Origin of the sequence: Streptomyces sp. WAC 01529, from assembly GCF_003945545.1 — a bacterium.
GTDB lineage: Bacteria > Actinomycetota > Actinomycetes > Streptomycetales > Streptomycetaceae > Streptomyces > Streptomyces anatolicus.
Genome location: NZ_CP029617.1, coordinates 7,530,871 through 7,557,765 on the forward strand (window position 1 = coordinate 7,530,871; position 26,895 = coordinate 7,557,765).

General features: G+C 70.6%; 21 protein-coding genes and 1 pseudogene. 17 read left to right on the forward strand and 5 right to left on the reverse strand.

What is annotated here, in order from left to right; translation table 11 throughout:
• Nucleotides 1–67 precede the first annotated feature (67 nt).
• The 9 genes and pseudogenes from DMA15_RS33420 (at nt 68) to DMA15_RS33460 (ending at nt 10,556) form a co-directional block, all read left to right on the forward strand.
• Nucleotides 68–1,162, forward strand: a complete 1,095-nt coding sequence (locus DMA15_RS33420) for a serine hydrolase domain-containing protein (protein ID WP_125518174.1) — start codon at nt 68–70, stop codon at nt 1,160–1,162.
• 183 nt (nt 1,163–1,345) lie between these two features.
• Nucleotides 1,346–2,233 (forward strand): LysR family transcriptional regulator, encoded by an 888-nt coding sequence (locus DMA15_RS33425; RefSeq protein ID WP_125516411.1) that lies wholly within the window; start codon nt 1,346–1,348, stop codon nt 2,231–2,233.
• Nucleotides 2,234–2,633: 400 nt separating this feature from the next.
• The gene (locus DMA15_RS33430; protein WP_240660071.1) at nt 2,634–3,302 is read left to right on the forward strand and encodes a hemerythrin domain-containing protein; all 669 of its coding nucleotides are present in this window, start codon (nt 2,634–2,636) and stop codon (nt 3,300–3,302) included.
• Between the two features lie 91 nt (nt 3,303–3,393).
• A pseudogene (locus DMA15_RS33435) lies at nt 3,394–3,600 on the forward strand (FAD-dependent oxidoreductase); the annotation flags it as partial.
• Between the two features lie 174 nt (nt 3,601–3,774).
• The gene (locus DMA15_RS33440) at nt 3,775–5,088 is read left to right on the forward strand and encodes an SgcJ/EcaC family oxidoreductase (protein ID WP_240660072.1); all 1,314 of its coding nucleotides are present in this window, start codon (nt 3,775–3,777) and stop codon (nt 5,086–5,088) included.
• Between the two features lie 58 nt (nt 5,089–5,146).
• On the forward strand, nt 5,147–5,617 hold the full coding sequence (locus DMA15_RS33445; protein ID WP_125516413.1) for a MarR family winged helix-turn-helix transcriptional regulator: 471 nt from the start codon (nt 5,147–5,149) through the stop codon (nt 5,615–5,617).
• A 310-nt stretch (nt 5,618–5,927) separates the two neighbouring features.
• On the forward strand, nt 5,928–8,747 hold the full coding sequence (locus DMA15_RS33450; protein ID WP_125516414.1) for a LuxR family transcriptional regulator: 2,820 nt from the start codon (nt 5,928–5,930) through the stop codon (nt 8,745–8,747).
• Nucleotides 8,748–8,866: 119 nt separating this feature from the next.
• Nucleotides 8,867–9,739 carry an NAD-dependent epimerase/dehydratase family protein gene (locus DMA15_RS33455; protein ID WP_125516415.1) on the forward strand — a complete coding sequence of 291 codons (873 nt, stop codon included), beginning with the start codon at nt 8,867–8,869 and terminating at the stop codon, nt 9,737–9,739.
• Nucleotides 9,732–10,556 (forward strand): MBL fold metallo-hydrolase, encoded by an 825-nt coding sequence (locus tag DMA15_RS33460; RefSeq protein WP_164551881.1) that lies wholly within the window; start codon nt 9,732–9,734, stop codon nt 10,554–10,556. Before DMA15_RS33455 ends, DMA15_RS33460 begins: the two co-directional genes overlap by 8 nt.
• 69 nt (nt 10,557–10,625) lie before the next feature.
• Here DMA15_RS33460 and DMA15_RS33465 read toward each other — a convergent pair whose 3' ends face one another.
• Together DMA15_RS33465 and DMA15_RS33470 are read right to left on the reverse strand one after the other, a co-directional pair.
• Entirely contained in the window at nt 10,626–10,982 is a 357-nt protein-coding gene (locus tag DMA15_RS33465; RefSeq protein ID WP_240660073.1) for an STAS domain-containing protein, read from the reverse strand.
• 8 nt (nt 10,983–10,990) lie between these two features.
• Entirely contained in the window at nt 10,991–12,475 is a 1,485-nt protein-coding gene (locus tag DMA15_RS33470; protein WP_125516417.1) for a GAF domain-containing SpoIIE family protein phosphatase, read from the reverse strand.
• A gap of 252 nt (nt 12,476–12,727) precedes the next feature.
• Between DMA15_RS33470 and DMA15_RS33475 the strand changes: the two genes are divergently transcribed.
• Complete coding sequence (locus tag DMA15_RS33475) at nt 12,728–13,585, forward strand: SigB/SigF/SigG family RNA polymerase sigma factor (RefSeq protein WP_125516418.1); 858 nt, start codon at nt 12,728–12,730, stop codon at nt 13,583–13,585.
• Nucleotides 13,586–13,676: 91 nt separating this feature from the next.
• Here the strand turns inward: DMA15_RS33475 and DMA15_RS33480 are convergent, their stop codons facing one another.
• Nucleotides 13,677–14,033: an STAS domain-containing protein gene (locus DMA15_RS33480; RefSeq protein ID WP_125516419.1), complete on the reverse strand. Its 357-nt coding sequence runs from the start codon at nt 14,031–14,033 to the stop codon at nt 13,677–13,679.
• 702 nt (nt 14,034–14,735) lie between these two features.
• Between DMA15_RS33480 and DMA15_RS33485 the strand changes: the two genes are divergently transcribed.
• Nucleotides 14,736–18,713: a SpoIIE family protein phosphatase gene (locus DMA15_RS33485; protein WP_240660319.1), complete on the forward strand. Its 3,978-nt coding sequence runs from the start codon at nt 14,736–14,738 to the stop codon at nt 18,711–18,713.
• Nucleotides 18,713–19,000: an STAS domain-containing protein gene (locus DMA15_RS33490; RefSeq protein WP_125516421.1), complete on the forward strand. Its 288-nt coding sequence runs from the start codon at nt 18,713–18,715 to the stop codon at nt 18,998–19,000. Before DMA15_RS33485 ends, DMA15_RS33490 begins: the two co-directional genes overlap by 1 nt.
• Nucleotides 19,001–19,042: 42 nt before the next feature.
• Here DMA15_RS33490 and DMA15_RS33495 read toward each other — a convergent pair whose 3' ends face one another.
• Nucleotides 19,043–19,852, reverse strand: a complete 810-nt coding sequence (locus DMA15_RS33495; protein WP_125516422.1) for an SDR family NAD(P)-dependent oxidoreductase — start codon at nt 19,850–19,852, stop codon at nt 19,043–19,045.
• A 475-nt stretch (nt 19,853–20,327) separates the two neighbouring features.
• Between DMA15_RS33495 and DMA15_RS33500 the strand changes: the two genes are divergently transcribed.
• Together DMA15_RS33500 and DMA15_RS33505 are read left to right on the forward strand one after the other, a co-directional pair.
• On the forward strand, nt 20,328–21,860 hold the full coding sequence (locus DMA15_RS33500; RefSeq protein ID WP_240660074.1) for a PqqD family protein: 1,533 nt from the start codon (nt 20,328–20,330) through the stop codon (nt 21,858–21,860).
• 5 nt (nt 21,861–21,865) lie between these two features.
• Nucleotides 21,866–23,134: an ATP-grasp domain-containing protein gene (locus DMA15_RS33505; RefSeq protein WP_125516423.1), complete on the forward strand. Its 1,269-nt coding sequence runs from the start codon at nt 21,866–21,868 to the stop codon at nt 23,132–23,134.
• Here the strand turns inward: DMA15_RS33505 and DMA15_RS33510 are convergent.
• Nucleotides 23,104–24,066, reverse strand: a complete 963-nt coding sequence (locus DMA15_RS33510; RefSeq protein WP_125516424.1) for a carbon-nitrogen hydrolase family protein — start codon at nt 24,064–24,066, stop codon at nt 23,104–23,106. The two genes, DMA15_RS33505 and DMA15_RS33510, sit on opposite strands and share 31 nt — an antisense overlap.
• A 76-nt stretch (nt 24,067–24,142) precedes the next feature.
• Between DMA15_RS33510 and DMA15_RS33515 the strand changes: the two genes are divergently transcribed.
• The 3 genes from DMA15_RS33515 to menC all read left to right on the forward strand — a co-directional run bounded on the left by DMA15_RS33515 (nt 24,143) and on the right by menC (nt 26,755).
• Nucleotides 24,143–24,634, forward strand: a complete 492-nt coding sequence (locus tag DMA15_RS33515; RefSeq protein WP_125516425.1) for a YbaK/EbsC family protein — start codon at nt 24,143–24,145, stop codon at nt 24,632–24,634.
• Nucleotides 24,635–24,772: 138 nt separating this feature from the next.
• Nucleotides 24,773–25,594, forward strand: a complete 822-nt coding sequence (locus DMA15_RS33520; protein ID WP_346428937.1) for a GNAT family N-acetyltransferase — start codon at nt 24,773–24,775, stop codon at nt 25,592–25,594.
• A gap of 27 nt (nt 25,595–25,621) precedes the next feature.
• Nucleotides 25,622–26,755 (forward strand): o-succinylbenzoate synthase, encoded by a 1,134-nt coding sequence (menC, locus tag DMA15_RS33525; RefSeq protein WP_206302890.1) that lies wholly within the window; start codon nt 25,622–25,624, stop codon nt 26,753–26,755.
• Nucleotides 26,756–26,895: the final 140 nt, after the last annotated feature.

Consider the following 26,895-nt stretch of genomic DNA (forward strand, 5'->3'; position numbering starts at 1 on the left):
ACCCGACAAGGCACATTCCGTGCCGGCCGGCGGCACGAGCCCGTCGTCCCCCTTCCGTCCCGCAGAGCTGAAGTCCGCCCTGGACGGTGTCCACCGCGCGGGGATACCGGGGGTGTACGCCGAGGTGCGCGAGGGCGGCCGGACATGGCGTGGCGCTTCCGGGGTCGCCGATGTCACGACCGGCCGTCCCGTCACGCCCGACATGCGGCAGCGCGTCGGGAGCATCACCAAGACCTTCACCGCCGCCGCGGTCATGCAGCAGGTCGAGCAGGGCCGGATCCGGCTCGACGCGCCGATCGGTGACTACCTGCCGCAGCTGGTGCCGGGAGAGCGCGGCCGGAAGATCACGGTGCGGATGCTGCTCAACAACACCAGCGGCATCCCCGATTACATCCGATACGCGTTCCCGTCCCTCCAGAGCGGGTCGCCCGAGAGCCTGGACGACAACCGGTTCAGGCAGTTCCGCCCGGCCGAGCTGATCGAGCTGGGGCTCAACGCGCCGCCCACCGGCGAGCCCGGAGGCCCCACAGGGGTGTACTCCAACACCAATTACCTGCTCCTCGGCCAGCTCCTGGAGCACGTGACCGCTACCCCGGCCGAGGAGTACATCACCCGGAACGTCATCAAGCGCGCCGGCCTCCGGCACACCGGGTTCCCGACCGGTACACGGATCCAGGGGCCGCACTCACGGATGTACGAGGCCCTGTGGGGCCTGCTCGACCCGCCGCGCGACTACAGCGTCTACAACATGTCCTGGACGGGGACGGGGGCCGCCCTGGTGTCGACCACGGACGATCTCAACCGCTTCTACGGCAAGCTGCTCGACGGCAAGATCGTCAACCGGTCGTCGCTGAAGGAGATGCAGCGCACGGTCCCGGTCATCGCCCTGGACGGATCGACGATCCAGTACGGCCTCGGTCTGCATAAGGTCGACATCCCGCATTGCGGCACCTTCTGGGGCCACGACGGCACCGTCTGGGGGGCCGGAACGATCTCCCTGACCCGGGCCGACGGCAAACGCCAGATGTCGGTCGCGGTCAACCTCCAGAGGTGGAACACGCCGGACTCCTCGGGGAAGCCGCAGCACCACCCCATCGACGACGCGCTGAAGACGCTGTACGGGCAGTCGATGTGCGGCGATGGTCAGGCCGCGCGGCCGTAACCGTCCGAGGCCAGGGGGCGCCCCGTTTGGCGATCTCCTGGCCTCCTCCTACCGGAAGCCGGAACCGTCCGCCGAGTCGGTCCGCCCTCCTCAGTCCTGCTCCTCGCACGGAAATTCGATCGCCATATACTTCCGTGGCTCGGCAGCTTGTGGCTGTCGAGTCGCGGAGGGTACGGGGGCGCGATGGAACTGCGGGACATTGAGATCTTTCTGGTGCTGGCTGAGGAGTTGCACTTCGGACGGAGTGCCGAGCGGCTTCTGGTCTCTCAGGCACGGGTCAGCCAGGCCATCAGAAAGCAGGAACGGCGTATCGGCGCCGCGCTGTTCGAGCGCACCAGCCGCACCGTGCGCCTGACCAATGTCGGACGCCAGCTGCGCGACGACTTGCAGCCGGTCTATGCGGGCCTGCACGAGTCCCTGGAGCGCGCCCGGATGGCCGCCCGCGGTGTCACCGGCAGGCTCCGGGTCGGCATGATGCCGTTCAATGTCGTTGACATGCACCCCTACTGGAGGGCCTTCCGCTCGCGGAATCCGCAGTGGGAGCTGGAGATCCGCCAGTTGGAGTACGTGGATCCGTTCGGCCGGCTCCGTGACCACGACATGGACGTCCTCGTCACCTGGCTGCCCGTGGAGGAACCGGACCTCACCGTCGGCCCGGTCCTGTGCACGGACCCCCGAGTTCTCGCTGTGGCCGCGGACCATGAGCTGGCCCAGCGAAGGTCGGTGCGACTTGAGGTGTTCTCCGACTTCCAGCATGCCATCGCCCCCGACATGCCCGACTACTGGGAGGACGCCTACCTGCCCTTCCATACTTCGCAGGGCCGGCCGATCGAGCGGGGGCGCCTCGTGACCAACGCGGAGGAGCTGATCAACCAGGTCGGCATGGGCGAGATCATCCATAACTTCCCCAGCCACGTCACGCGGCACTGGGGCATGCCGAACATCCGCTGGCTGCCCGTCACGGACCAGCCTGAACTGTCCTTCGCCTTGATCTGGCGGAGCGACGCGGAGAACGAATTGATCACTGCTCTCGCCGACATGGTCCGCGAATTCGGTGCGATCCGGTTCTGACAGGCCGCTACGTCTGGGCGTCGTAGATGCCCACCGTCAGCTCTCCCCGGAGCGCACCGCCTGCTGGTAGCCCGTCGATCCACTGAAACCAGAGCAGCGCCGCGCCCACGGCTGTACAGCGCTCCGACGCCGATCAGTTGGCGGAGGACGCTCGCCCTGCCGCCCCCGTGCTCCGATAACCGTCGAGTTATCGATCAATGAGCAAGGTCTGTGTTGATCCGACATCGCTCTCGCGGGAGGCTTTGGGGAGCCGGGCGGCTGCTGGTCGAAGGCCTCGGTTTCTTCCCTGGCCGCGCCACCCCGCCGCCCTGTCCACGATGCCGCTGCTCCGTCAGACATGGCTTCCCACTGCCCGGTCACCGGAACCAGGAGTCAGACAGAAGTGAGAGACAGGTTCGACATGACGGTGACGTACGCGATGCACAACGCATTACGAAGGGAGTTGCACTTCATCGCTCGAGCCACCGCCCGCGCCGATCCCGATCCCGAATCCGAGCCCGATCCCCGACACATCCTGCGCACCGCTGTGGGCTGGACTCTGTTCCGGAGGGCTTTGCGTGCTCATCAGACCGCCGAGGACGACGTGCTGTGGCCCTCCCTGCGCCAGGCTCTGTTCGGGCGGCCCCTCTGCCTGGCGCGGCTGGAGGCGATCGAGGCCGAGCACGCAGTGCTCGACCAGTTGCTGGAGGCGATCGACCAGGCGCTGGTAGGCCCCGATCTCGGTCTCGACCTGTTCGCTGACCTCACCGGCTCGCTGGTCACCGGGTTACGCGGCCATCTCCGCCACGAAGAGGAGTCCGTGTTTCCGGTGGCCCAGGTCGTGCTGAGCGAGGGTCAGTGGGAGCGTTTCGAACGCGCTCATGCGCAGCTGATCCAGGCCGACGCGGCATGGATCCTGCCATGGCTCCTGGACGGTGCGGCTGAGCGGACCGTGGCCGCCGTTCTGGCGGCGCTCCTGCCCGAGTCCGCACACCATGCGTATACGGATCAATGGCAGCCTGCCTACGCGATGCTCGACCGGTGGGGCGCGCCTCGAAGTCTCTCGGAACCAAGGAATCCCCATGTGTAAACGCTTCGACGTCGTCGTATACGGCGAGGCGTTCCGGCGCAGCCGCACGGTCGCGGACGGACGGTCAAGGGCGTCCACTTCCTGATGATTCGGCTTCGCGCCGAACGTCTCGGGCTACGGCCTGGAGAACACCGGTGTCGCGCTGACCGAGCGCGGCGCGATCGAGGTCGATGGCCACTGCCGTACCAATGTGCCGAACATCTACGCCATCGGCGACGTGACCGCGAAGCTGATGCTCGCGCACACCGCCGACTCCATGGGCGTGGTCGCCGCCGAGACCATCGGGGACACCGAAACGAGCACGGCGAGATCATCGGCGCTCACCTGAAGGCCGTGAAGGAAGCGATCCACGGCCTGGCCGACCACATGATCAACCTTTGAGGCGAAATCCCGCGCGCACCGCGCGGGTTCGAAGCAAGACACCACACCACCCCAAAACGAGATGAATCATCTCGTTCATCAAGACAGGAACATGATGAAGGTTCTGCTCACGGGTGCCACCGGCTACATCGGCTCCGCCGTCACCGACCACCTCGTCGCCGTCGGCCACCAGGTCGTCGCGCTCACCCGGAGCGCCGAGCCGCAGCCCGGCCGGGGCTGGCACGCCCAGGTGGTCGGCGACACCGCGGACCCGGCTTCGCTGGCCGGTGCGGTGACCCCGGAGATCGAGGCCGTGATTCATCTGGCTCCTCCGAGCGGTGACGTGGACGTGGACATCGCCGTCATCGAGGCGTTGGCGGCCCCGTTGCGCGGCACCCGCCGTCCCTTCGTCTACACCAGTGGCGTCTGGGTGCTGGGCGCCACCGGCGACGCCCAGGAGGTCGGCGAGGAGACCCCGACCGATCCGATCGACATCGTCGGCTACCGCCCGCACATCGAGCGGCGGGTGCTGGCCGAGGTCGCTGAGGGCGTGCGCGCGGTCGTCGTCCGGCCCGGCATCGTCTACGGCCGCGGCGGAGGCATCCCCGCCATCCTGGTCGACCGGGCCCGCCAGCAGGGGACGCCCGAGTACTACGGCGTGGAGGGGGTGCGCTGGCCGACCGTCCACGTGGACGACCTGGCCGAGCTGTTCGTGGCCGCCGTCGAACGGGCCGAGCCCGGCACTGTCTGGCACGGCGTCGGGGAGTCGGCCGTCCCGGTCCGTGACCTCGCCCGGGCCGCCGGCCGCGCAGCCGGAGTGCTCGCTGCCCCGCAGGTGGTACCTGTGGAACAGGCCGCCGAGGTCTTCGGCCCGCTCTTCGCGGAAGCGCTCGCCCTCGACCAGAGCGTCAGCGGCGCCGCCGCCCGTACCGCCCTCGGCTGGCAGCCGGGCCGGCCGGGTGCCGTGGCCGAACTGACGACGGGGTCGTACCGGCCGGTCGAGGTGTTCGGCGCCCCCGAAGGCCCGGAGACGGACGCCGCGGTGGCCGCGATCCGCCGTGTGGTGGCGGAGGTCGAGCAGGCCCAGCAGAACGAGCTGGTCGACCGGTTCCTGAGCGTCTTCCGCCGCCAGGAGCCGGTGTGGACCACCGGTCACGGCAAGCGCCTGTCGGGCTTCGAGGAGATCGAGACCTTCACCCGCAAGGTGCTGCCCGGTGCCATGGCCGAGTCCACCGCCGTCTACGACGTCGAACGCGTGCTGTTCTTGAAGCCGGACGTCGCCGCGGTGAACGTCCGCCAGCAGCCTGTCCGCCACGACGGCACCCGGATCACCGACCGCCCCGAGGGCCGCCCGTTCTACATCCTGGTCAAGGAGGACGGCACCTGGCGCGTCGGCGCCGCCCAGAACACCGTGGTGGCCGACTGACGGCCCAGCACGGCTTGGGACGCAGGATTCTCGTTCGATACAGCAGGGGGAACATTCCATGATGAACAAGTCGATGTCCGATGAGGAACTCGCCGGACAGCCCGCCGCATACTGGACCGGTGTCGCCTACGAGGCGCTGATCGCGTTCACCCGGGCCCGGCAGCTGGAGAAGGGCTACACCCAGCCCCAGTTCTGGCTGCTGCGCAACCTGTCGGTGAACGACATATCGCCCGATGGCGCGGGGATGACCGTGGCCGAGCTGCGGGAGGCGATGAGGTTGTACATCCGGCCCGAGGACGACCTGGAGGCGGAATCCGCGGTGCTCGTGGAGCGCGGCTGGCTGAGGCGGGATGCCGAGGACCGGCTGTGGCTCACGGAGGAGGGGGAGCAGGTCCGGGTTGACCTTGCGGGCAATGCGCCCGCGATCCGTGCCGCTCTCCACGAAGGCATCGACGACGGGGACTACGTCGTCGCGCTGAAGGTGCTCGGTCAGCTGATCCACAACGCGGGCGGGACGGCCCCCTCCTAGGCCGACGGGCCCTGGGCGCCCCGCCTTTGGCGAGTCGGCGCGGGGCGCGGCTGGTCTGCCTGGCGGCCGCGGAGGCGCTGCCCGAACAAATTGGGCGTCACCGAGGCGAACCGGCGGGGCGCCGTGGTCACGCTCCCGACTTCGCCGACGCGGAGATGCCCGCCTCCCTGGTGCGGGTTGTCGCCGTGTTGCCCGCTCGGCAAGGCGCTCCCACCGCTCCGTCGGACCGGGGCCCGTGGCCGTCGGACCCACGACATCGTCAGCCACGCCCACCCCGAGGTGCGGCGTCCGGAGGAAGGAAAGAGCACCGATGACCGAAGCGGTCCAGACAAGGGCCGCCGACCGGGGGCCCGCCGGTCTCAGCGGCCGGCACCACGAAAGGGAAGTGCTCGACGGGCTCTTGAAGGGAGCCTGGCAGAGCCGGGGCGGGGCCGTGGTACTCACAGGCGAGGCAGGGTCGGGCAAGACTGCGCTGCTCGACCGGTGTGCCTCGGCGGGCGCGGACGGAGTCCGGCTGTTGCGGTGTACGGGGGTCCACTCGGAGGCGGCGCTGCCGTACGCCGGTCTGCAAGTGCTCCTCCGGGGCGCCCTCGACCGGGCCAGGAGCCTGCCTGAGCGTCAGTTGACGGCGCTGCGCGGGGCGATCGCGCCGGATGACGTGCCCGCCGGGGACCGCTTCCTCGTCGGGGCCGCGACGCTGGGCCTGCTCGACGAGCTGGCCGAGGAACGCCCGGTCGTGGTCCTGGTGGATGACGCGCACTGGCTGGACCTGGAGACCGTGGACGCGCTGCTGTTCGCGGCCCGCCGACTCGGGATGGGGCGCGTGGCCATGGTGTTCGCCGCGCATGAGGATTCGGCGGTCTTCGACGGTGCGCCGGGCCTGCCGATGCTGCACCTCGGGCCGCTGACCGATGAGGAGGGGGCGGCGCTGCTGGCAGATCGGGCGCCCGACCTGCATGCCACCGTGAGCAGTCGCATCCTCGGGCTCGCGCAGGGCAATCCGCTCGCCCTCGTGGAGCTGGCGGGGGCTCTGACGGCGGCCCAGCGGGACGGGAGCGAGCCGCTGGACGCGCGGGAGATCGCCGTGTTGCCGGCCTCGTGGCGGGTGCGGCGGATCTTCGACGAGCGGATCCGGGCGCTGCCGGCGCCGACCCGTCTGCTGCTGACGGTCGCCGCAGCGGACGACACCGGCGACGTGGCGCTGGTGATGGCGGCGGGGGAGCGGGTGGGCGCGCTCGCCGGGGACCTCGGGCCGGCGGAGGCGGCGGACCTGGTGAGAGTGTCCGGACGTCGGCTGGTGTTCCGGCATCCGCTGGTGCGGGCTGCCGCGTACCAGGGTGCGGTGCTGGCCGAGCGGACGACCGCTCACCGGGCGCTCGCCGACGTCGCGCCGGCCGCCGGGGACATGGGCCGCAGAGCCTGGCACCTGGCCGCGGCGACCGTCGGCTACGACGAGGCGGTCGCCGCCGAACTGGAGCGCAGCGCCGAGCTGTTCCGCTCCCGGGGCGGTCGGGCGGCGGTCGCCGCTGCCTACCGGCGGGCCGCACAGCTGACCGAGGACCAGGATGCCCGGGCGCTGCGGCTGGCCGCCGCGGCGGCCGCCGCCGCCGAGGCCGGACAGGCGGAGCTCGCGGGAACGCTCGCCGACGAGGCGGGGCCGGTGAGCAGTCCGTCGGCGATCGCCCGGCTCGCCAGCGTCCGGGCGGCGCTCGAACACGGGCGCGGCCGCGCGGAGTCGGCGCGGCTGCTGCTCGTCGAGGCGACTGCCGAGGTGACGGCGCACCGTCCCGCCATGGGGGCGTGGCTGCTGTTCGAGTCGGCCGCGATGGCCTGGGACGCGCCGGACCCGGTCGCGGCGGCCCGGGACACCCGCGCGCGGGTGGCCGGTCTGGGCTTCGGCGAGCATCCCGTACAACGGGGTGCGGCCGGGGTGCTCGCCACACTGACGGGCGATCTGGCGGGCGGGGCGGCACCGATACGAGAATTCGCTGAGTACGTCGTGCGGACCCGGCAGGAGCGCAGCCTGACCGATCAGGTGCGGCTGCACGGATGGGACATGCTGCTCGGCGAGTACCGCACGGTGCACGACGAGGCCGTGGCCCTGGAGCGGGAGTGCCGGGCGGAGGGTGCCGTCGGGGTGCTGCCGCGGGTGCTGCTGCGGCTGGCGCGGCTGCGGCTGTTCCTGGGCCGGCACCGGGACGCGTACACGACGGCGGTCGAGGGACTGGAGATCGCCCGTGACACCGGTCAGAGCCATCTCGCCACGATGCTCAGCGGCGTCCTGGCGGTGCTGGCCGCCCTCGACGGGGAAGAACCGGGCGGCACAGGAGGCCGCGAACGGCGGGACGGCGGGGACCCACAGGGTTCTGCCGGGCGGGCGGGGCGGTATTTGTGCCCCGGTGTCGCGCCCTCCCCGTTCTGGCTGACCCGGGCGCAGGGCCTGTTCGATCTCGGGGTCGGCCGCTACGAGCGGGCGCTGCAACGCTTCGCCGTCCTGACCGGCGGACCGCACCGGCACTTGATGGTCTCCGTGCACAGCCTGCCCGACCAGGTGGAGGCCGCCGTCCGGATCGACCGGGCCACCGACGCGGGGCCGGCCGCCGAGCGGTTCACGCGCTGGACCGATGCCACCGGGACCGCGTGGGCCAGGGCGGTGGAACTCCGCTGCCGTGCCCTGCTCGCCGCCGACGACGCGGCGGGGGAGTTCTATGAGCGGGCGCTCGCCGCCCATGCGGGGGACGGCCGCCCGTTCGAGGAGGCGCGCACGCGACTGCTGTACGGGGAGTGGCTGCGCCGTGCGAAGCGCCGGTCCGACGCCCGGGAGGCGCTGACCGTAGCGCTGGAGTCGTTCGAGCGGATGTCGGCCGCCGCTTGGGCGGACCGGGCCCGCGCGGAGTTGCGGGCCGTCGGCGCCACCCCGTCCGCGCCGGCGGCGGACACGGATCTCGCAGGCCGGCTGACAGCGCAGGAACTGCGGGTGGTCCGACTCGCGGCGACGGGCCTGAGCAACCGGGACATCGGAGCACGGCTCTTCCTGAGCCCGCGCACGGTCGGCTACCACCTGTCCAACGCCTATCCGAAGCTCGGCGTGACGTCGCGGGCCGCCCTGGGTGCGCTCAGCCTGGCCTGACCTCTCAGCCCGTCACGGGCGTGAACCCTGGTAAGGAGCCTGGTCGTTCGACGGATCCGCAGGTACCGGCACGGATCCTACGGTTCTGGTGCTGGAGGAACGTCTGCCTGGGAGGGTTCATGAAGGTTCTGGTACTGGGTGCCACTGGTTACATCGGCTCAGCGGTGGTGTCGTGCCTGACGCGGGAGGGCCACGACGTGGTGCCCCTGGTCAAGAACGCGGCCGAGCTGCATCCGGACGTGCCGGTGCGGGTCGGCGATCTGACCGACCCGGCGTCGCTGCGCGCGGCGGTGACGGACGACGTGGACGCGGTGGTGAACCTGGCCACGCCGACCGGCGACGAGGCGGTGGACACCGCCGCCCTGGACGCGCTGCTCGCACCGCTGCGCGGCACGGGCCGGGCGTTCGTCTACACCAGTGGCGTGTGGGTGCTCGGCGCCACGGGCAACGCCCCGGCGACGGAGGACGCCGCTACCGACCCGATCGCAATCGTCGGCTATCGGCCGCGGATCGAGCAGCGGGTGCTTGCCGCCGCCGGGGACGACGTGCGGGCCGTGGTGATACGCCCGGGCATCGTGTACGGCCGGGACGGCGGCATTCCCGCCCTGATGACCGGCTGGGCGCGGGAGCACGGCGCGGGTCGTTACGTGGGCCCGGTCGCGACCCGGTGGCCGATGGTCCACGTCGACGACCTCGCCGAGCTGTACGTCCTCGCGCTCACCAAGGGCCACCCCGGTGACCTCCTGCACGGTGTGGCGTGGGAGTCCGTCCCGGCGGCAGCCGTCGCCGCGGCCGCCGACATCGCCGCGGGCGGCATCGGCCGGGCCGAGCCGTGGCCGTTCGCGGAAGCCGCCGAGGCGCTCGGGGAGCCGTTCGCCGAGGCGCTCGCGCTCGACCAGGTGGTGTCGGGACGGCGCGCGGGCGAAGAGCTGGGCTGGCAGCCGAGCCGCCCGTACGTCCTCACCGAGCTTGCCGGAGGCAGCCGTGGCTGACACCGCCGTCCTGACGCCCCCGATCTGCCGCGCCTGCGGTACCCAGTACACCGCCCCGCGCCCCGACTGCCCTGTCTGCCTGGACGAACGGCAGTACGTGGGCCAGGCCGGCCAGCAGTGGACGACGCTGGCCGGGTTGCGCGAGGCGGGCCACACCGGCCGCTTCGAGGAAGAGGGGCCCGACGTGCTCGGCATCGGCGTCACCCCGCAGTTCGCCATCGGCCAGCGGGCCCTGCTGCTGCGCACCGCCGCCGGGAACGTGCTGTGGGACTGCGTGCCGTACCTCGACGACGCGATGGTGCGGGCCGTGGAGGAAGTCGGCGGCATCGACCACATCGGGATCAGCCACCCGCACTTCTACTCCTCGATGGTGGAGTGGGCGCACGCCTTCGACGCGCCGGTCCATCTGCACGAGGCCGACCGGCAGTGGGTGGGCCGGCCGGACCCGGCCGTACGGTTCTGGAGCGGGCGCACGCTTCAGCTCACCGACGAGGTGACCCTGATCAACCCGGGCGTGCACTTCCCGGGCAGCGCGGTGCTGCACTGGAGCGCGGGGGAGGGGGCGCTGTTCACCGGCGACGTGGTCAACGTCTGCCCGGACAGCTGCTGGGTGACCCTCATGTACAGCTACGCCAACCACATTCCCGAGCGCCCCCACGCGGTCCGAGCGGCAGCCGACCTGCTCGCCGGCTACCGCTTCGAGCGGATCTACGGCGCCTGGTGGCACCGCGTCGTCACCTCCCAGGGCAACGAGATCCTGGCCCGGTCCGTCGAACGCTACCTCCGCTTCGCCCAGGCCACGGTCCCGAGCGGCTGACAGGGAGTGCCGGTCGCCGCGTTGTTCTCACAGCCCCGGGCGGCCGCACGAGCGTTGGCTGTGTGAGGACTAACTGCCTGTCATGGCGGTGACCGCGTCGTCAGCCGTCGCGTGGACCGTCAGGAGCGAATCGACGCCCGTGAGCGCGAGCATGCGTATCAGGCGGTCGGGAGCGCCGGCGAGGCTGAGTGAGCCGCCCGCCGCCCGCGCGGCGTGCCAGATGCCGATGAGTGCGCTGAGGCCGGAGGAGTCGCAGAAGCCGACCCGGGTCAGATCCAGGACCACGTGAGGGGGTCCCTGCTGGATGGCCTCCAGGGCCTGGGCGCGCAGCACGGGGGCACCGTGCATGTCGATGTCGCCGGTGAGCGTGGCGATGGTGAGGTGGGAATGAGGACGCCGGAGGGCCAGCTGGAGCGTGTGGGTCACGTCGGTCGTCACTCCTGGCCGAAGTGTTCGGGTGTGGCGGTGGTGTGGGCGGTGGCGGCGACACCGGCCTCGGGTACGGATTCGAAGTCGGGCACGGACAGGGTCAGCAGGGCCACGTCGTCACCGACTCCCTCGGGCAGCGCGTCCAGCAGCGTGACGGTGTCGTCCACCAGGGCGGTGGCGGTCAGGGAGCCGGTGCGCTGGTGGAGGAAGCCGGTCAGGCCGTCCTCGCCGAGCATGGCTCCCTGGGCGGTACGGGCTTCGGTCAGCCCGTCGGTGTAGAGGAACAGGCCCTCCCCGTGAGCCAGGCGGAAAGTGCTCTCGGCGAAGTGGGCCTCCGGAAAAGCGCCGATGAGCATGCCGCCCTTGGGGCGTACCGCCTTGACCCATACGGAGCCGCCTTCGTCGGGCCGCACGTGGTAGGCCGAGGGGTGGCCGCCGCTGGCGACGGTGACGGTGAAGTCGCCGCCCTCATGCGGTGTCAGGAGGCCGAAGAGCGCAGTGCAAAAGCGGCTCCCGGCGGCGACATCGGTGAGCAGGACGGTGTTGAGCGTGCTCAGGACGGTGACCGGATCCGGGTCGATCTGGGCCGCGGCGCGCAGGGTGTGGCGGGCCAGCGCGGTGACGGTCGCCGCTTCGGGGCCCTTTCCGCACACGTCGCCGAGGAAGAACGCCCACCGGTCCGCGTCGACGGGGAAGACGTCGTAGAAGTCGCCGCCGACATCGTGGACGGAGGCGGTGCGGTAGTGGCAGGCGAGTTCCAGACCGGGCACCACGGGAAGCGCCGGAGGCAGCAGGGTGCGCTGGAGAGTGGAGGCGAACGCCGCGATGGCCGCCTTGTCCTTCTCCGCCTGCTCGCGCGCCGCCCGTTCCGCCTCGGCCCGCGCTCGTTCCCTCTCGGCGTGCAGGCTCTCCGCCGTCCGCCGCTCCTGCTCCTCGCGCAGTGCGTTCAGCGCGGACAGCCGCAGCTCCATCTCGTCCATGACGATCGCCGCCAGGTCGGACAGGGTGGCGATGTCGTCCTCGGTGATGGAGCGCGGCTTGGTGTCGAGGATGTTGACGGTGCCCAGCCGGTGGCCCTCGGGAGTGGTGATCGGTGCGGCGGCGTAGAAGCGCACCCCCATCTCTCCGGCGACCAGCGGATTGTCCGCCGCCACGGGGTCGTGGAGGGTGTCGGGTATCACCAGGGCGTCGTCGCGCAGGATCGCCGAGCCGCACAGGCCGGGATCGCGGCCGATCTCCTTGACCCCTTCGAGGCCGTGGGTCGCCTTGAACCAGATGCGGTCGCTGTCGACGATCGTGACGGTGGCCACGGGTACGTCGAAGAGGCGACCGGCCAGCGCCGCGATGCGGTCGAACGCGCCGTCGGGCGGCGTGTCGAGGATGTCGTAACGGCGTACCGCCGACAGACGGCCCGCCTCCACATCCGGGTCGGGGACCCGCCCGGCGCCCCGCCCGGGCGGCGGGTCGGCCGCCGAAGCCTGTGAGGTCATCGGCTTTCCTCTCCGTCGATGGCCGCGGCGAGCGGCAGGACCGACGCACCCTAGACCGAATGGAAGACCGAATGCTAATTGCCGGGGCCGACGGGTTCAGCCGCGGCGCCGACGGTTTCAGCTGCGGCGGAGCACCGACCAACCGCGCGTGTGGTCACGGACTCAACTCGTCACATGTCTCCTGTTTGGGCAGCCGATGGCGGGGAAGACGCGGGAGGCGACAGAGCCGGCGACTAAGTAAGGGTGGGGCGCATGATCACCGTGACCGACACGGAACAGACCGCGACGCAGACCGAGCAGGACCTGGTGGAGCGTTCGTACCTGGACCCGGCGTCGGTCGCGCCGCGGGACGCCAGGGCCATCTCCAAGCGCTTCTTCGACCGGCTCGGAGAGCTGGAGGAGGGCACGCACGAATACCAGTACGTGCGGAACTGCCTGATCGAGATCAACTTGTCCCTGGTGAAGTACGCGGCATCGCGGTTCAGGCACCGGGGCGTGCAGGAGATGGAGGACATCGTCCAGGTCGGCACGATCGGATTGATCAAGGCGATCGACCGGTTCGAACTCTCCCGTGAGGTGGAGTTCGCGACCTTCGCCGTCCCGTACATCACCGGTGAGATCAAGCGGTTCTTCCGTGACACCAGCTGGGCGGTGCATGTGCCGCGCCGCCTTCAGGAAGCCCGCCTCGAACTGTCCAAGGCGACCGAGGAACTGCGCACGCGCCTGGGCCGCACGCCCACGATCGCGGAGCTCGCGGAACTGATGCAGCTGGACCCGGCCGAGGTGAGCGAGGCGCAGAAGGCGTCGAACGGCTACGCGTCCGTCTCGCTGGACGCCGCCATCGGCGGGGAGGACAGTGACACCGAGTCGGCCCTGACCGACTTCATCGGCGTCGAAGAGGACCGCTTCGACCTGATCGACAACTTCCACGCCCTGGCCCCGCTGATCGCCGGACTCGACGACCGGGAGCGCCGGATCATTCACCTGCGCTTCGTCGAGGAGCAGACGCAGACCCAGATCGGCGAGCTGCTGGGCTGCTCGCAGATGCACGTCTCCCGTCTCATCACCCGGATCGTCGCCAAGCTCCGCGCGGGCCTGAACGCGGCCTGACGGCCTGGCGCCCCTGCCGAGATGCGCCGCGCCTAGCCGCCTTCAGTGGCCCGACAGCCGCCCGCTCCGCCCCGTGCGGAGCGGGCGGCGATCAGTGGCGTGCTGCGGCGAGCGCGGCCTCGGTGGTGGGGTAGAGGCTGAGCACCTGGTCGAGCCCCACGATCTGGAAGACGCGGGTGAGACTGTCGCTGAGACCGGCGAGCTTGAGGGAAGACCCGGCGGCTCGGGCACGGTGATAGGTGGTGACGAGCACCGTGATGCCGGTGGAGTCGCAGTAGGTGAGGCCCGAGAGATCGATCACCAGAGGGGCGCCGGGGGAGAGAGGGGCGTCTGCCAGTGTCCGGGTGAGCTGGGGCGCGGTGTGGTGGTCGAGTTCGCCGGTCGCCGTCAGCAGGACGGGACCGTCCTCATGGATCAGCTGTTCGACGGTCAGGGTGCGATCGGTCACCGGTTCTCCTGCTGGGCGAGGCGGGTGGTACGGGTACGGAGAGGGCGAGCGGCGCGGCGAGCGGCGCTCGGAAAAGCGCGCCGGGAAGCGCGGGACGCGTGTCCGGCCTCGGCGCGTCGTGCCTGTGCGGCGACGACCGGGCGCGGAGCGGACAGGCGCAGTCGAGTTCCGCCGTGACCGGCGACGCCAGGTCCCGGGCGCCGAGTCGGCCGGTGGTGGGACGGCAGGGCAAGGAGACGTGCCGACGCACTCGCAGTCATGGGCTGGCCTCCGTTCAGGGGGGATTGTCCACCAGTCGAGTGCTGGCGCCCCATCTCGTCCGCCTATCCTACGAAGCGCTCCTCTGTACGAGGGCGGGACGGCCACGCTACCCGAACGCGACGGCACGCCGGCGGGCTGATTCACGCGACGGTCGGCGGGGAAACGGCACCTCGTCGGCGGACACGAGGCCGCGGGCCGCTACGGTGCGGTCGACGCGGTGGCCGGACTTCGACGGTGTGTACGAGAGGGTTTCCTGTGGCGCGACTTGCAGATGCTGAGCACCCGTCGCCCTCCGCGTCAGCCGGGGTCTTCGCCGCCGACGCGGAGGTCGGTGCGGACCTTGCCGCGGTGGACTGGGCCGCCACTCCGCTCGGTCCACCGGCGGACTGGCCGCAGAGCCTGCGGACGGCGGTCAGCATCCTGCTGTCGTCCCGGTTCTCCATGTGGATGGCGTGGGGCCCGGAGCTGACGTTCTTCTGCAACGCCGCCTACCGCCGGGACACCCTGGGGCAGAAGTACCCCTGGGCCCTCGGCCGGCCGGCGAGTGAGGTGTGGGCGGAGATCTGGGACGACATCGGCCCCCGGATCGACGCGGTGCTGGCCACGGGCGAGGCCACGTGGGACGAGGCGCTGCTGCTGTTCCTGGAACGCTCGGGGTATCCGGAGGAGTCGTACCACACGTTCTCCTACAGCCCGCTGTGGGATGACTCCGGCGCGGTGGTCGGGATGCTGTGCGTGGTCAGCGAGGAGACCGAGCGGGTCATCGGCGAACGGCGCATGGCGACGCTGCGGGACCTGGGCTCGGACCCGAGCGTCGTGCGGACCGAGGAGGAGATGCTGGCCTTCGCCGGTCAGCAGCTCAGCCAGAACCCGCGGGATCTGCCGTTCACGCTGACGTACCTGTTCCAGCCGGACGGCACCGCGCGGCTTTCGCGCTGTACCGGGCTGACGGAGGCGCACCCCGTGGCGCGGGCAGAGCTGCCGTCCGACGCACAAGGCGCTGCTCCCTGGCCGATCGCCGCCCTGGCCGCCGGTGGGTCCGGGGTGATCGACCTCGACGGCGTCCTGACGACCGCCCTGCCCGCCGGGCCGTGGCCCGAGCCGCCCGCCCAGGCGCTGACCGTGCCCCTGCCGCAACAGGGCGGCGCTCCCTACGGGTTCCTGGTGGCGGGCCTGAACCGCTACCGCCCGCTGGACGCGGGCTACCGCGGCTTCGTCGAACTGGTCGCCGGGCACATCGCGGCCGGGATCTCCAGCGCGCGCAGCTACGAGGCACAGCAGCGCCGGGCCGAGGAGCTGGCGGAGCTGGACCGGGCGAAGACCACGTTCTTCTCCAACATCAGCCATGAGTTCCGTACCCCCCTCACCCTGATCCTGGGACCGGTGGAGGAACTGCGCGCCCAGTTCGAGGGGGGCGACCCCCGGGTGCGCGAGGAATTGGAGGCCGTCCACCGCAACGGTCTGCGGCTGGGCAGACTCGTCAACAGCCTGCTCGACTTCTCCCGCATCGAAGCGGGCCGGATGCGGGCCAGGTACGAGCCGGTCGACCTGTCGGCGATCACCACAGAACTGGCCAGTGTCTTCCGCTCGGCCGTGGACAAGGCCGGTCTCGCTTACGAAGTCGACTGCCCCACGCTGGACGAGCCGGTGTACATCGACCGGGGCATGTGGGAGAAGGTGGTCCTCAACCTGCTCAGCAACGCGTTGAAGTTCACCTTCGAGGGATCCATCCGCGTCGCGGTTCGCGCGGAGAGCGATCATGCCGTGGTCACGGTCTCCGACACCGGGATCGGCCTGCCCGCCGAGGAGATGCCGAGGCTCTTCGAACGCTTCCACCGCATCGAGACCGCCCGTTCCCGTTCCAACGAGGGCAGTGGCATCGGTCTCGCGCTCGTCAAGGAGCTGGTCGTTCTGCACGGCGGCACCATCAGCGCCGACAGCACGCCGGACGAGGGCACCCGTTTCACGCTCCGGCTGCCCTTCGGAAAGGAACACCTGCCGGCCGACGCGGTGGAGACGGCCGCCTCCACCGCGGCTGTTTCCGCCACCGCCGAGCCCTATGTCCTGGAAGCCCTGCGCTGGCTCCCCACCGACACGCCCGACACGCAGGCACCCCCGATGCCCACACCGGGCGACACGGCCTATACCTCGGGCCCCGAAGTACCGGCGCGGGTGCTGATCGCCGACGACAACGCCGACATGCGCGAGTACCTCACCCGGATCCTGCGAGGCGCCGGATACCACGTGGAGACGGTCACTGACGGACACGAAGCCCTTCAGGCCGTCCGCGCGGACCCGCCCGACCTCATGGTCAGCGACGTCATGATGCCCCGCCTGGACGGGCTGTCCCTGGTGCGAGAGCTGCGCCTCGACCCCCGCACCGCGGCCGTGCCCGTACTGCTGCTGTCCGCCCGGGCCGGACAGGAAGCCTCCATCGAGGGCCTCCAGGCCGGAGCCGACGACTACCTCGTCAAGCCGTTCGCCGCGGCCGAACTCCTTGCCCGGGTGCGGGCCAACGTGGAACTGTCCCGCCTGCGCACGCACCACGCCCGCTGGCGCACCGCGCTCGTCGACTCCTTGCAGGAAGCGTTCTTCGTCTGCGACGAGGAGGGCACGGTCGTCGAGATCAACGCGGCATTCTCCGACATCCTCGGATACGGCCCCGACGAGCTGCCCTACCGACCGATCCACCCCTGGTGGCCCAAGGCCGACAGCGACCCGGAAGGCCATCGGCAAGTCGCCCTCGCCTTCGCCGGCCTGATGGAGGAGGGGCAGGGGCGCTACACCATTCCCGCCACCCACCGCGACGGACGGCGGCTGTGGATCGACGCCGCCTTCAACCAGACACAGGACCCCGACACCGGACGCCGCGTGGTCGTCGGTACCTTCCGGGACGTCACCTCCGAGCACCACGCCATCCAGCGCGAAAGCGCCCTGGCGGCGCTCAGTCTGAGGGTGTCCCAGGCCACCAGCCTGCCCGAGGCGTTGACCGGCGCCCTGAGCGAGCTGAAGGAACTGTGGCGCGCCCGGCAGGTGACGGCCGTCGTCTTCGGGCATCGCGCGGAACCGGCGGTCACCGCCACGGACGCCGCACCGGAGTGGCGGGATGTGCCCGCCGACCGGCGCGCGGCACTCACCGCCCTGCGCGAACAGCCGCTGTTGGCCCCGGTCACCGATCACACCGGCGCGGGGATCACCGTGGAGCACCCCGAAGGCCCCATGGCGCTGTGGGTGGACGTGGGCTCCGGCCGGCCCTTCACGGACGAGGACCAGCTGCTGCTCTCGCTGCTGGCGGGACGCCTGGCCCAGGGTCTGGTGCGTGCCCACCAGATCGACCAGCAGCGCGAGACCGCCATCGCTTTGCAGCGGGCCATCCTCGGCCCCTCCCACCTGCCCGCCGGCTTCGCCGTCCGCTACGAACCGGCCACCCAGCCACTGGAGGTGGGCGGGGACTGGTACGACACCGTGGCGCTGCCCGATGAACGGATCGGCATCGTCGTCGGCGACTGCGTGGGCCGGGGACTGGAAGCGGCCAGCGTCATGGGCCAGCTGCGCAGCGCCTGCCGCGCCCTGCTCCTGCAGGACGCCGGCCCCTCCCGGACCCTCATGGCCCTGGACCGCTTCGCCGCCGGCATCCCCGGCGCGCTGTGCACCACTGTCTTCTGCGGCGTACTCGACCCCGAGACCGGCCGGCTGACGTACTCCAGCGCCGGACACCCGCCGGGCATCCTCGCCCACCACGACGGCACCACCCACCTGCTGGAGGACGGGCGGTCCCTGCCCCTGGCGGTGCGGCCCGGCAGGGCGCGCCCGGAAGCGGAGTGCACGATCCCCGCCCGCGCCACGCTGCTGCTGTACACCGACGGTCTCGTCGAACGCCGCCGACGCCCGCTGAGCGAGGGCATCGACAAAGCAGGTGAAGCCGTCCAGGACGGCAGGGACGTCACCGTCGACGACCTCGCGACCCAGGTGATGTCCCGCCTGGCCCCCGAGAACGGCTACGACGACGACGTCGCCCTGCTCCTGTACCGGCACCCCGCCCCCCTGGAGGTGACCTTCCCCGCCGAATCGTCACAGCTCGCACCGGTCCGCCAGGCCCTGCGCACCTGGCTCGAACGGTGCCAACTGCCCCCGCAGACGGCCCAGAGCGTCCTGGTCGCGGCCGGCGAGGCCTGCGCCAACGCGATCGAACACGGCCACCGGCACACCCCCGGGGAGCCCGTGCGGCTGCGCGCCGAGGCGTACGTGGACGACCTGCGTCTGGTCATCACCGACTCCGGGCAGTGGAAGATCCCCCAACCCGAGGCCAACGCCCACCGCGGCCGCGGCATGCCCCTGATGAAGGCCATGATGCAGCACGTCACTGTCACCTCCGGCGCGGCAGGAACCACCGTCCAGATGCGCACAAGGATCGCGTGATGACCACCCCGCTCACCCTCACCCCGGGCCGACGGCCCGACGGCACCGCGCTGCTCACCGCCGTCGGCGAGATCGACATGACCAACACCGAGGCCCTCTGCGAGGCACTGGACGCCACGTACGGCCCGGTCGTCCTCGACCTCACCGCCGTCGAATACCTGGACAGCGCCGGACTGAACGTCCTGTTCGCCCGCGCCGACCGGGTCGAACTGGTGGCCACGGCTCTCCTGGCCCCCGTACTGACGATCTCCGGACTCGCCGACCTCACCACCGTCCACGGCCTGTAGCGGCAGCGGAGGCTGCCGGGCCGGCGGCCCCACCCCGACCCTTCAGGCGGCGTGGCCGACGAGCAGCGCGGCCAGCTTGTTGAGGCGCTGGACGGTCCGGACCTCGGTGGCGGCCGCTGCCGGGGCGAGGCGCTCGTCGCGGTCGTAGTAGGCGCCGTTGACGATCTCGGTGGCCGGATCGCAGAGCCGTACCACGTGCGCGGCACCTTCCGCGGGGGAGGTGCCCTGGTGGGCGTAGAGGGGCAGGAGCGCGGTGTCGCAGACCCCGGGGTGGACGGAGACGGCCGTCACACGCGGGTCGGAGGCGAAGACGGTGAGCGCCAGCTGCGACTGGGCGTACGCGGCGAGGCGGGAGTAGCGGCGGGTGCGGTTGGGGTCGCTCCACTGGATGGAGGCGGTGCGGTGCAGGGAGGAGGAGACGTTGACGACCCGGCCGCCGGGGTCACTGGTGAGGGCGGGCTCCAGAAGGCTCGTGAGGAGGTAGTGGGCGAGGAAGTTGACCTGGAACGCGACCTCGTTGCCGTCGGCGGTGACGGTGTGGCGTTCGGGGGCGGCGATGCCCGCGTTGTTCACCAGGACGTCCAGGCAGGGGTGTTCGCCGACCACTTCGTGGGCCATCCGCTCGACCTCGTCGAGACGGGTGAAGTCGGCGGCGAACGCGCGGAGCCGCGTCGCGTCGATGCGGCCGGTGGCGATGAGCCGGCCGACGGCGGCCTGCGCCTCCACGGCGGTACGGCCGTGCACGAGAACGGTGGCACCGCGTTCGGCGAGCTGCCGGGCGGTCTCGTGGCCAATGCCGGAGGTGGCTCCCGTCACCAGGACAGTGCGGGACGAAAGGTCTGCTGCGGGCATGGTTGATCCTTGGGCTCAGGGGTGTGCGGATGCTTGGGTGTACGGATACGGAGAAGGGGCGCCGAACGGAAATCACGGCGCCCTCGTGGCTACGGAAAGCGCGTCAGCGGAGAGCGGACGCTTCCGGGCAGCGGGGCGCACGACGGGGCGATGCCTGATGAGGCGGCCGGTCGAGCAGGAGCCACGCGCTGTTCACGGGACCATGCAACGTGCCGCGACGCTGGGCCACAAGACCGGCCTCCGTTCCCTGACGCCCTTCTGACGAGCGCGAACCGCGAGCAGGCCCGCCCGCAGCGCCCTCATATCCACCCGAATGGAGTAACCACGGACTGTGTGAGGACGGATTTGAGGCCACCACCTCAGTGCTCCGCGGTCTAAACCACCCTGCCGACATGCGGGCGAGATGCACTGGTACGACCGTTGAACCGTTCCGTCCGGGCCCGTTCGCCTGAATGGCCGAACTGGAGGAGGAATCATGGATCCTTCAACGACCGCACGACTCGCGCCTTCCAGCGGCGATGTGGCCGCGTTGCGCAGGCAGGCATTGGACGGATTGCTCAGCTTTCTCTCGCCTTCGGACCAGGAGGCCGCGCGGTCCACGGTGCGGCGTCTTGAGTCGTGTCTCCGAGAGCAAGGAGCCCGGAACGGTGGCACGGTGTTGGTCGCCTACGGCGGAGGGAAGGACAGTAGTTACACGCTGGCCTTCGTGCGCGCGGTGCAACTGCTGTTCACGCGGAGATATGGACGGCCCTTCTTGCTGAGGTCCGCCACGAACCGGCACGCGGGCATGCCCGCAGCGGTGATGGAGAACATCGACCGGGCCTACCGCGCGCTGGGCATGCACCAGGATCCGGCCTGTGAACTCCTGACCATCGACGGCAACAGGGTGCGGCCTTTCCAGGTCGACGCACCGCAGTCGGAGGCGGTGGCGGCCCGTAACCGGGCGGACATCCTGATGACAGGGCACCGCACGGCAGCCGAGGCCCGGCCGACCTTCTGCAACGCCTGCAACCTGAGCATGGCCAACGCTTTCGGGCTGGCCGCCGCCTACCGCGACGGAGCCGACCTGATCGTCACCGGCGACTCGGCCGATGAACAGCGTGCCTACACGGCATGGATCCACCGCCTGGCGCGGCAGGTGCCCCGCGGTGGTGACGGGCGGGAAAGGCGCGGCTTCCCGGCGGTGCTGGGTGCGCTCGACGACGTGGCCAAGGCCTATTTCCGCGACATCCACGGCGATGACCCAAGAGGTACCGAGCCGGAACACGGTGTCGCCTTCGACGTGCCCGCACGACTGCGATTCTTCTCCATCTACGGAGAGACGTCCTACGACGCGGGCAGTCACTGGAAACTCCTCACCGAACACCTGGGATTCGTCTTCGACGACCTGGCGTTCAGCTTCACCGAGTCCGACTGTGCCAATCCCGCGCTGATGGCACATCTCAGAGGGCTCAAGGCGGAGCACATATTCGGCAGGAAGTATCGGGAGGGGTTGCAGGAGTACGCCGATTTCGCCCTGCGTCTGATGCGAAGGAAGGAATTCCCGCAGCACCTGATCGATGTCATGGCCGAACGGTACGCAAGGCCCGAATCCCACGAACTGCTGCGCGCGAGGGTCAACTCCTTTGCCCGGGACGCGTACGGAATCAAAGAAGAGCAGCTCGTCTGTATGGTGCACTCGCCCTTCACGTCCCGCGGGAGCGGACTCGGCCGCTACCTGAAAGGGCAGGCCCCGCATCTCGTGAGGCACCAGCCGGCCATCCATGACCTGCTGCGGCACCCATCAGCGGACGGAAACGCCCACGCGCCGCACGGTCGGCAGGGGCTGGAGCAGGAGCTGGAGAAGCTGAGCGGTCTCACGCTGGCTCAGCTGCGATGGCTGTACGCGAGCGACATGTTGCCGTCGTTGGTGCTCAGTATCCTCAAGGGCGATCCGCACAAGGCGCCGATACGTACCCGGCACTCCCCGGACGGCCCCGAAGTCACCGAAACCATCTCGGGGCGGTGACCACGATGAGCGACGCGATCAACGCCTTCGTCCAGCTCGGCGCCGCACGCGACGGACTCGACCCCTACCTGGAGTGTGCCCGCCGCCGGGGCATGCCCGCCGTGCTCGTGGACACCCCCGCGTTCCTGAAGTGGCGCCGGCACCTCGGTCTGAAGCCGTTCGACATCGAGATCCCGGTGGCCGTCCCCGAATCCGCCGACCAGGTGTCGCTCGCACTGCGTGCTGCCCGCGTCCTACCGGCGTTCACCCTGGCCGGCTTCGAGCGCTACGCACAGAGCGCTTTCCTCCTGGCCGGCCAGGAACGCATCGCCCCGTGGCCGCACTGCGGAATGAGTTTCACGCCGCCGGACAAGGCGTCCCAGCGAGAGGCACTGGCCCTGCGGGCACCTGAAGTGCTCCAGCCCGCATACGTACACCTGGGTCTCGACGCCCCAGTTCACTGCCTCGACCACTTGGCTTTCCCGCAGGTGGTCAAACCGGTGGACGGCGCCGGAGGACTCGGGGTCTACCTCGTGCGGGACGAGTCGGAGCGCGACCGTGCGCTGCGCGAGGCCGCCGCTACCCGCAACTACGGAGGGGCCGCCTTCACCGGGCTCCTGGTGGAGGAGTGCGTGCAGGGCACCGAGTACTCCCTGCAGTGCCTCGCCTTGGAGGGAAAAGCGCGAATACTGTCCGTATGCGAGAAGGTCGTGCTCCCGGAACACGAAGGTGTGCTGCCGGGTTTCAGGGAAGCCGGCCACATGGCGGCGCCCGGAGACCACGCGCCCTGTGAAGTGAAGGCGCTCGCGCAGTCATGCCTGGACGCGACCGGCTACGAGGAAGGCCCCTTCCACGTCGACCTCATCCGGGGCGGGCGGGGGCCGTACTTCCTGGAAATGGGGTTCAGGCTCTCCGGGTTCGGCCTGGTCTCCCTCGTCGAGCGGGCTACCGGAGTCTCCTGGGCGGAAGCCACCTTCACCGCTCACCTCGACCGCCGAGAACCCCTCTGGCTGGATTCGGGAGGCACTCGGCAGGCCGCCGGTCAGCTCGTCGCCACGGACCCCCGCCAGCTGGCGCGCGCTCACGAACTCGCCGCCAATCACCCGGGCGTCCACGTACAGGCCGCCCCTGCCCTTCCGGACCAGGGACAGTTCTCCGCGCGTGAGCTGGAGACCCTCGCCTCGGACCGCCGACGCCATGCCGCGATCCTGGGGCGGGTGACGCTGCGGGCCGACAGCGAGGACGAGGTGCGCGGCCTGCTGCGTCACTGCGCGGCGGGCGGGCAGGGGGGCTGATCACCGTGGTCACACAGGACAATGCCCTCCTTCGCGCGCTCGTCGACGTGCAGGGAAAAGATGTCGGGCCTGCCGTAGTGGCCGGTCACGTCGAGGTCGAAACGTGCCCGGGCGAGTTCGCCGAGATCCAGTTCGGCGGTGAGGATGCCCTCTCCGTCACGCAGCGGACCGGCGAGCACCTCACCGAGCGGCGAGACGATGACGCTGCCCCCGCCGATGAGCACCGTATCCGGGTCCTCACCCTGCACCGGGTGGACGTCCGCGGGCAGGTCGGCGCGGAGCAGGTACTGGCAGGCGCTCAGAACGAAGCATCGCCCCTCCAGCGCCACGTGCCGCATCGTCGCCTGCCAGTTGTCCCGGTCGTCCACCGTCGGCGCGCACCACACGTCCACCCCCTTCGCGTACATGGCCGTACGGAACAGCGGCATGTAGTTCTCCCAGCAGATCGCCGAACCCAGGCGCGCACGGCCGTTGTCGACGACCGCGAGCGAGGCTCCGTCGCCGAACCCCCAGATGAAGCGCTCGGCGCCCGTCGGCATCAACTTGCGGTGCTTGGCGAGCAACCCTCCCGGGCCGAAGAACAGGGCGACACAGTGCAACGTACGACCACTGCGTTCGACGGCTCCCACGACCACGTGGCAGCCCAGCTCCCGGGTCAGCGCCGCCACGGCGTCCGTCTCGGGTCCGGGCACGTCGACGGCTGAGTCCCAGTAGCGACGGAACTCCTCCCGTCCCGGAGCGGACCGTTGGCCCACGGTGACCCCGAAGTCCAGACCCTTCGGGTAGCCCCCGAGGAACGCTTCGGGGAGCACGATCACTTCCCCGCCCTGCCGTGCGGCCGCCCGGATCAGATCCAGGGTCTTCCGCAGCATCTCGGAGGTGTCGAAGAGGCGGGAGCCCGCTTGCACAACAGCCACTACCAGACGATCCATACCAGAACGTTACGGATCGACCACCGCTGCCGCCACATGGCAATGGAATCGGCCTCTCGCCGAAGGGACCCGGACCATGACCACGACCAAGGACAGCCACGCCCAGCTGATCGAGTACCTGGAGAGGAGCGACGTCAGGTACCGTCTCATCGAACATCCGCCCGAAGGGCGTACCGACAGGGCCAGCGCGGTACGCGGACACCGGCTTGAGCAGGCCGCCAAGTGCCTGGTGGTCCGGGTGGGGTACGCCGACCGTCGGCGCCGCTACCTGCTGACCGTCGTCCCGGGCCACTGCCGAATCGGCTTCCACCGGCTCAAGCACCTGTACGGGGGCACCGATGTCGCGCTCGCCGCACCGGACGTCGCCGAACGTCTGACAGGCTGCGTCCGCGGCTCGATCACTCCGTTCAACTTCAACCCGGACCTCGAACTCCTGGCGGATCCGCGACTGCTGGAGCACCCCGAGATCTACTTCAACGCGGCGTGCCTCGACCGCTCACTGGTCCTGTCGACCCGGGACTACGTGCACCTGGCCCGACCACGGCTGGTATCCCTGGTGGCCCTCTGACACCACCGGCCCGTGTGAGGGCGGTGGGGCGCCGCGACCTAACACCCAACACGGGAGACCGCACGGTCGGTGTGCACGTCATCATTGGCGAAACGCCCCCGCCCAGCTGCTCGCCGCACTCGTCCAGGAGGCCACCCAGTGAACGCCGCCGACATGCCCAAGTCGCCTTCACCGCACGGTCTCGTCGTACGAGAGCTGCACGAGCTGCGCGAACTCGCCGACGTCAACGCCCTGTTCGAGAAGATCTGGGGCAGCGCCCCCGGCAGCTCGCCCATGGGTGTGGAACAGATGCGGGCACTCTCCCACGCGGGCAACTACGTCGCCGGAGCCTTCAAGGACGGTCAACTGGTGGGCGCGTCCGTGGCGTTCTTCGCGGCGCCCGTCGGGGAGTGCCTGCACTCGCACGTCACTGGCGCGCTCCCCGGCCACCGGGCGGGCCTGGCCCTCAAACTCCACCAGCGCGAGTGGGCGCTGGAGCGCGGGCTGCGACGGATCACGTGGACCTTCGACCCGCTGGTGCGGCGCAACGCGCACTTCAACCTCGCCAAGCTCGGCGGGCGCCCGGTCGAGTACCTCACCAGCTTCTACGGGGCGATGGGTGACGTGATCAACGGCGGTGACGACACGGACCGGGCCCTGGTCGCCTGGGAGCTGCGCCATCCCTCGGCGATCACCGCCCCGGCCTCGCACTCCGCTCCCGTGGCGGTCCCCGACGATGCCGCGACCGTGCTGTCGGTGCGCGACGACGGCCTGCCCGTCGTCGGCCGCGATGACGCCGGGACCGTACTCGTCGAAGTGCCGCCGGACATCGAGGCGTTGCGGCGTGTCGATCCGGGCGCGGCCAAGGCGTGGCGTCTGGCGATGCGCGAGGTGCTAGGCGGCCTCCTCGCCGAAGGGGCCCGCGTCACCGGCTTCCACGACCGCACCAGCTATGTCGTCATACGCGACACCAGCGCGTGACCCCGACCTCTCCAGGAGCCAAACACCTTGAAGATCAACGGAATTGAGCTGCGCCGGATAGCGATGCCCCTGCGGGCGCCGTTCCGCACCTCCTTCGGCGTGGAGACCGCCCGCGACGTCCTGCTCGTACGCGTGGTCACGCCCGACAGCGAGGGGTGGGGCGAGTGCGTGGCGATGTCGGAACCGCGCTACTGCTCCGAGTACGTCGAGGGGGCCGCCGACGTGCTGCGCCGCTTCCTTGTCCCCGCGCTGCCCGCCGTGGCGGACGCGTGCGCGGTCAAGCGCGCCCTGAAGCCGTTCAAGGGCCACAAGATGGCCAAGGCCGCGCTGGAGACGGCCGTGCTCGACGCCCAACTGCGCACCACGGGCCAGTCCTTCGGCGGCTTCCTCGGCGCCGGGCGCGAGCGCGTGCCGTGCGGGGTCTCGGTCGGCATCATGGACTCCATCCCCGAACTCCTCGACTCCGTGGGCGGCTTCATCGACGAGGGGTACGTCCGCATCAAGCTCAAGATCGAGCCCGGCTGGGACATCGCACCCGTCCGCGCGGTACGGGAGCGGTTCGGCGACGACCTGCTCCTCCAAGTGGACGCCAACGCCGCCTACACCCTGGCCGACGCCCGGCAACTCGCCAAGCTCGACGCCTTCGACCTGCTGCTCGTCGAGCAACCGCTGGCCGACGACGACCTCGTCCAGCACGCCGCCCTCGCCAAGCAACTGCGTACGCCTGTCTGCCTCGACGAGTCGATCGAGTCCGCCGAGGACGCCGCCGCGGCCATCACGCTCGGCGCCGCCTCCATCATCAACATCAAGCCGGGCCGCGTCGGCGGCTACCTGGAGGCCAAGGCCATCCACGACCTGTGCGTCGCCCACGGCGTGCCGGTGTGGTGCGGAGGCATGCTGGAGACCGGCATCGGCCGCGCCGCCAACGTGGCGCTTGCCGCCCTGCCCGGCTTCACCCTGCCCGGCGACACCTCCGCCTCCCGCCGCTACTTCGCCACCGACATCACCGAGCCCTTCGAACTCGCCGACGGCCACCTCGCCGTCCCCACCGGCCCCGGACTCGGCGTCGAACCCGTCGACGAGATCCTTGAGCGGATGACCACGGCCAAGGAGTGGATCCAGCTCCAGCGGAACTCTCCAGCGGAACTGGAGGGGAGCTGAAGGCCCCAGGCGGCCGATGTGGGCCGCCCCTCGCCGGAACGGCCGTACACTCGGGCTCATGGGTCGTATGGGTTCCGCGAGGCAGCTGCACGAGCACGGCTAGCGATCTAGCCGTCCAGCGCTCCGGCGAGCCGTCAATC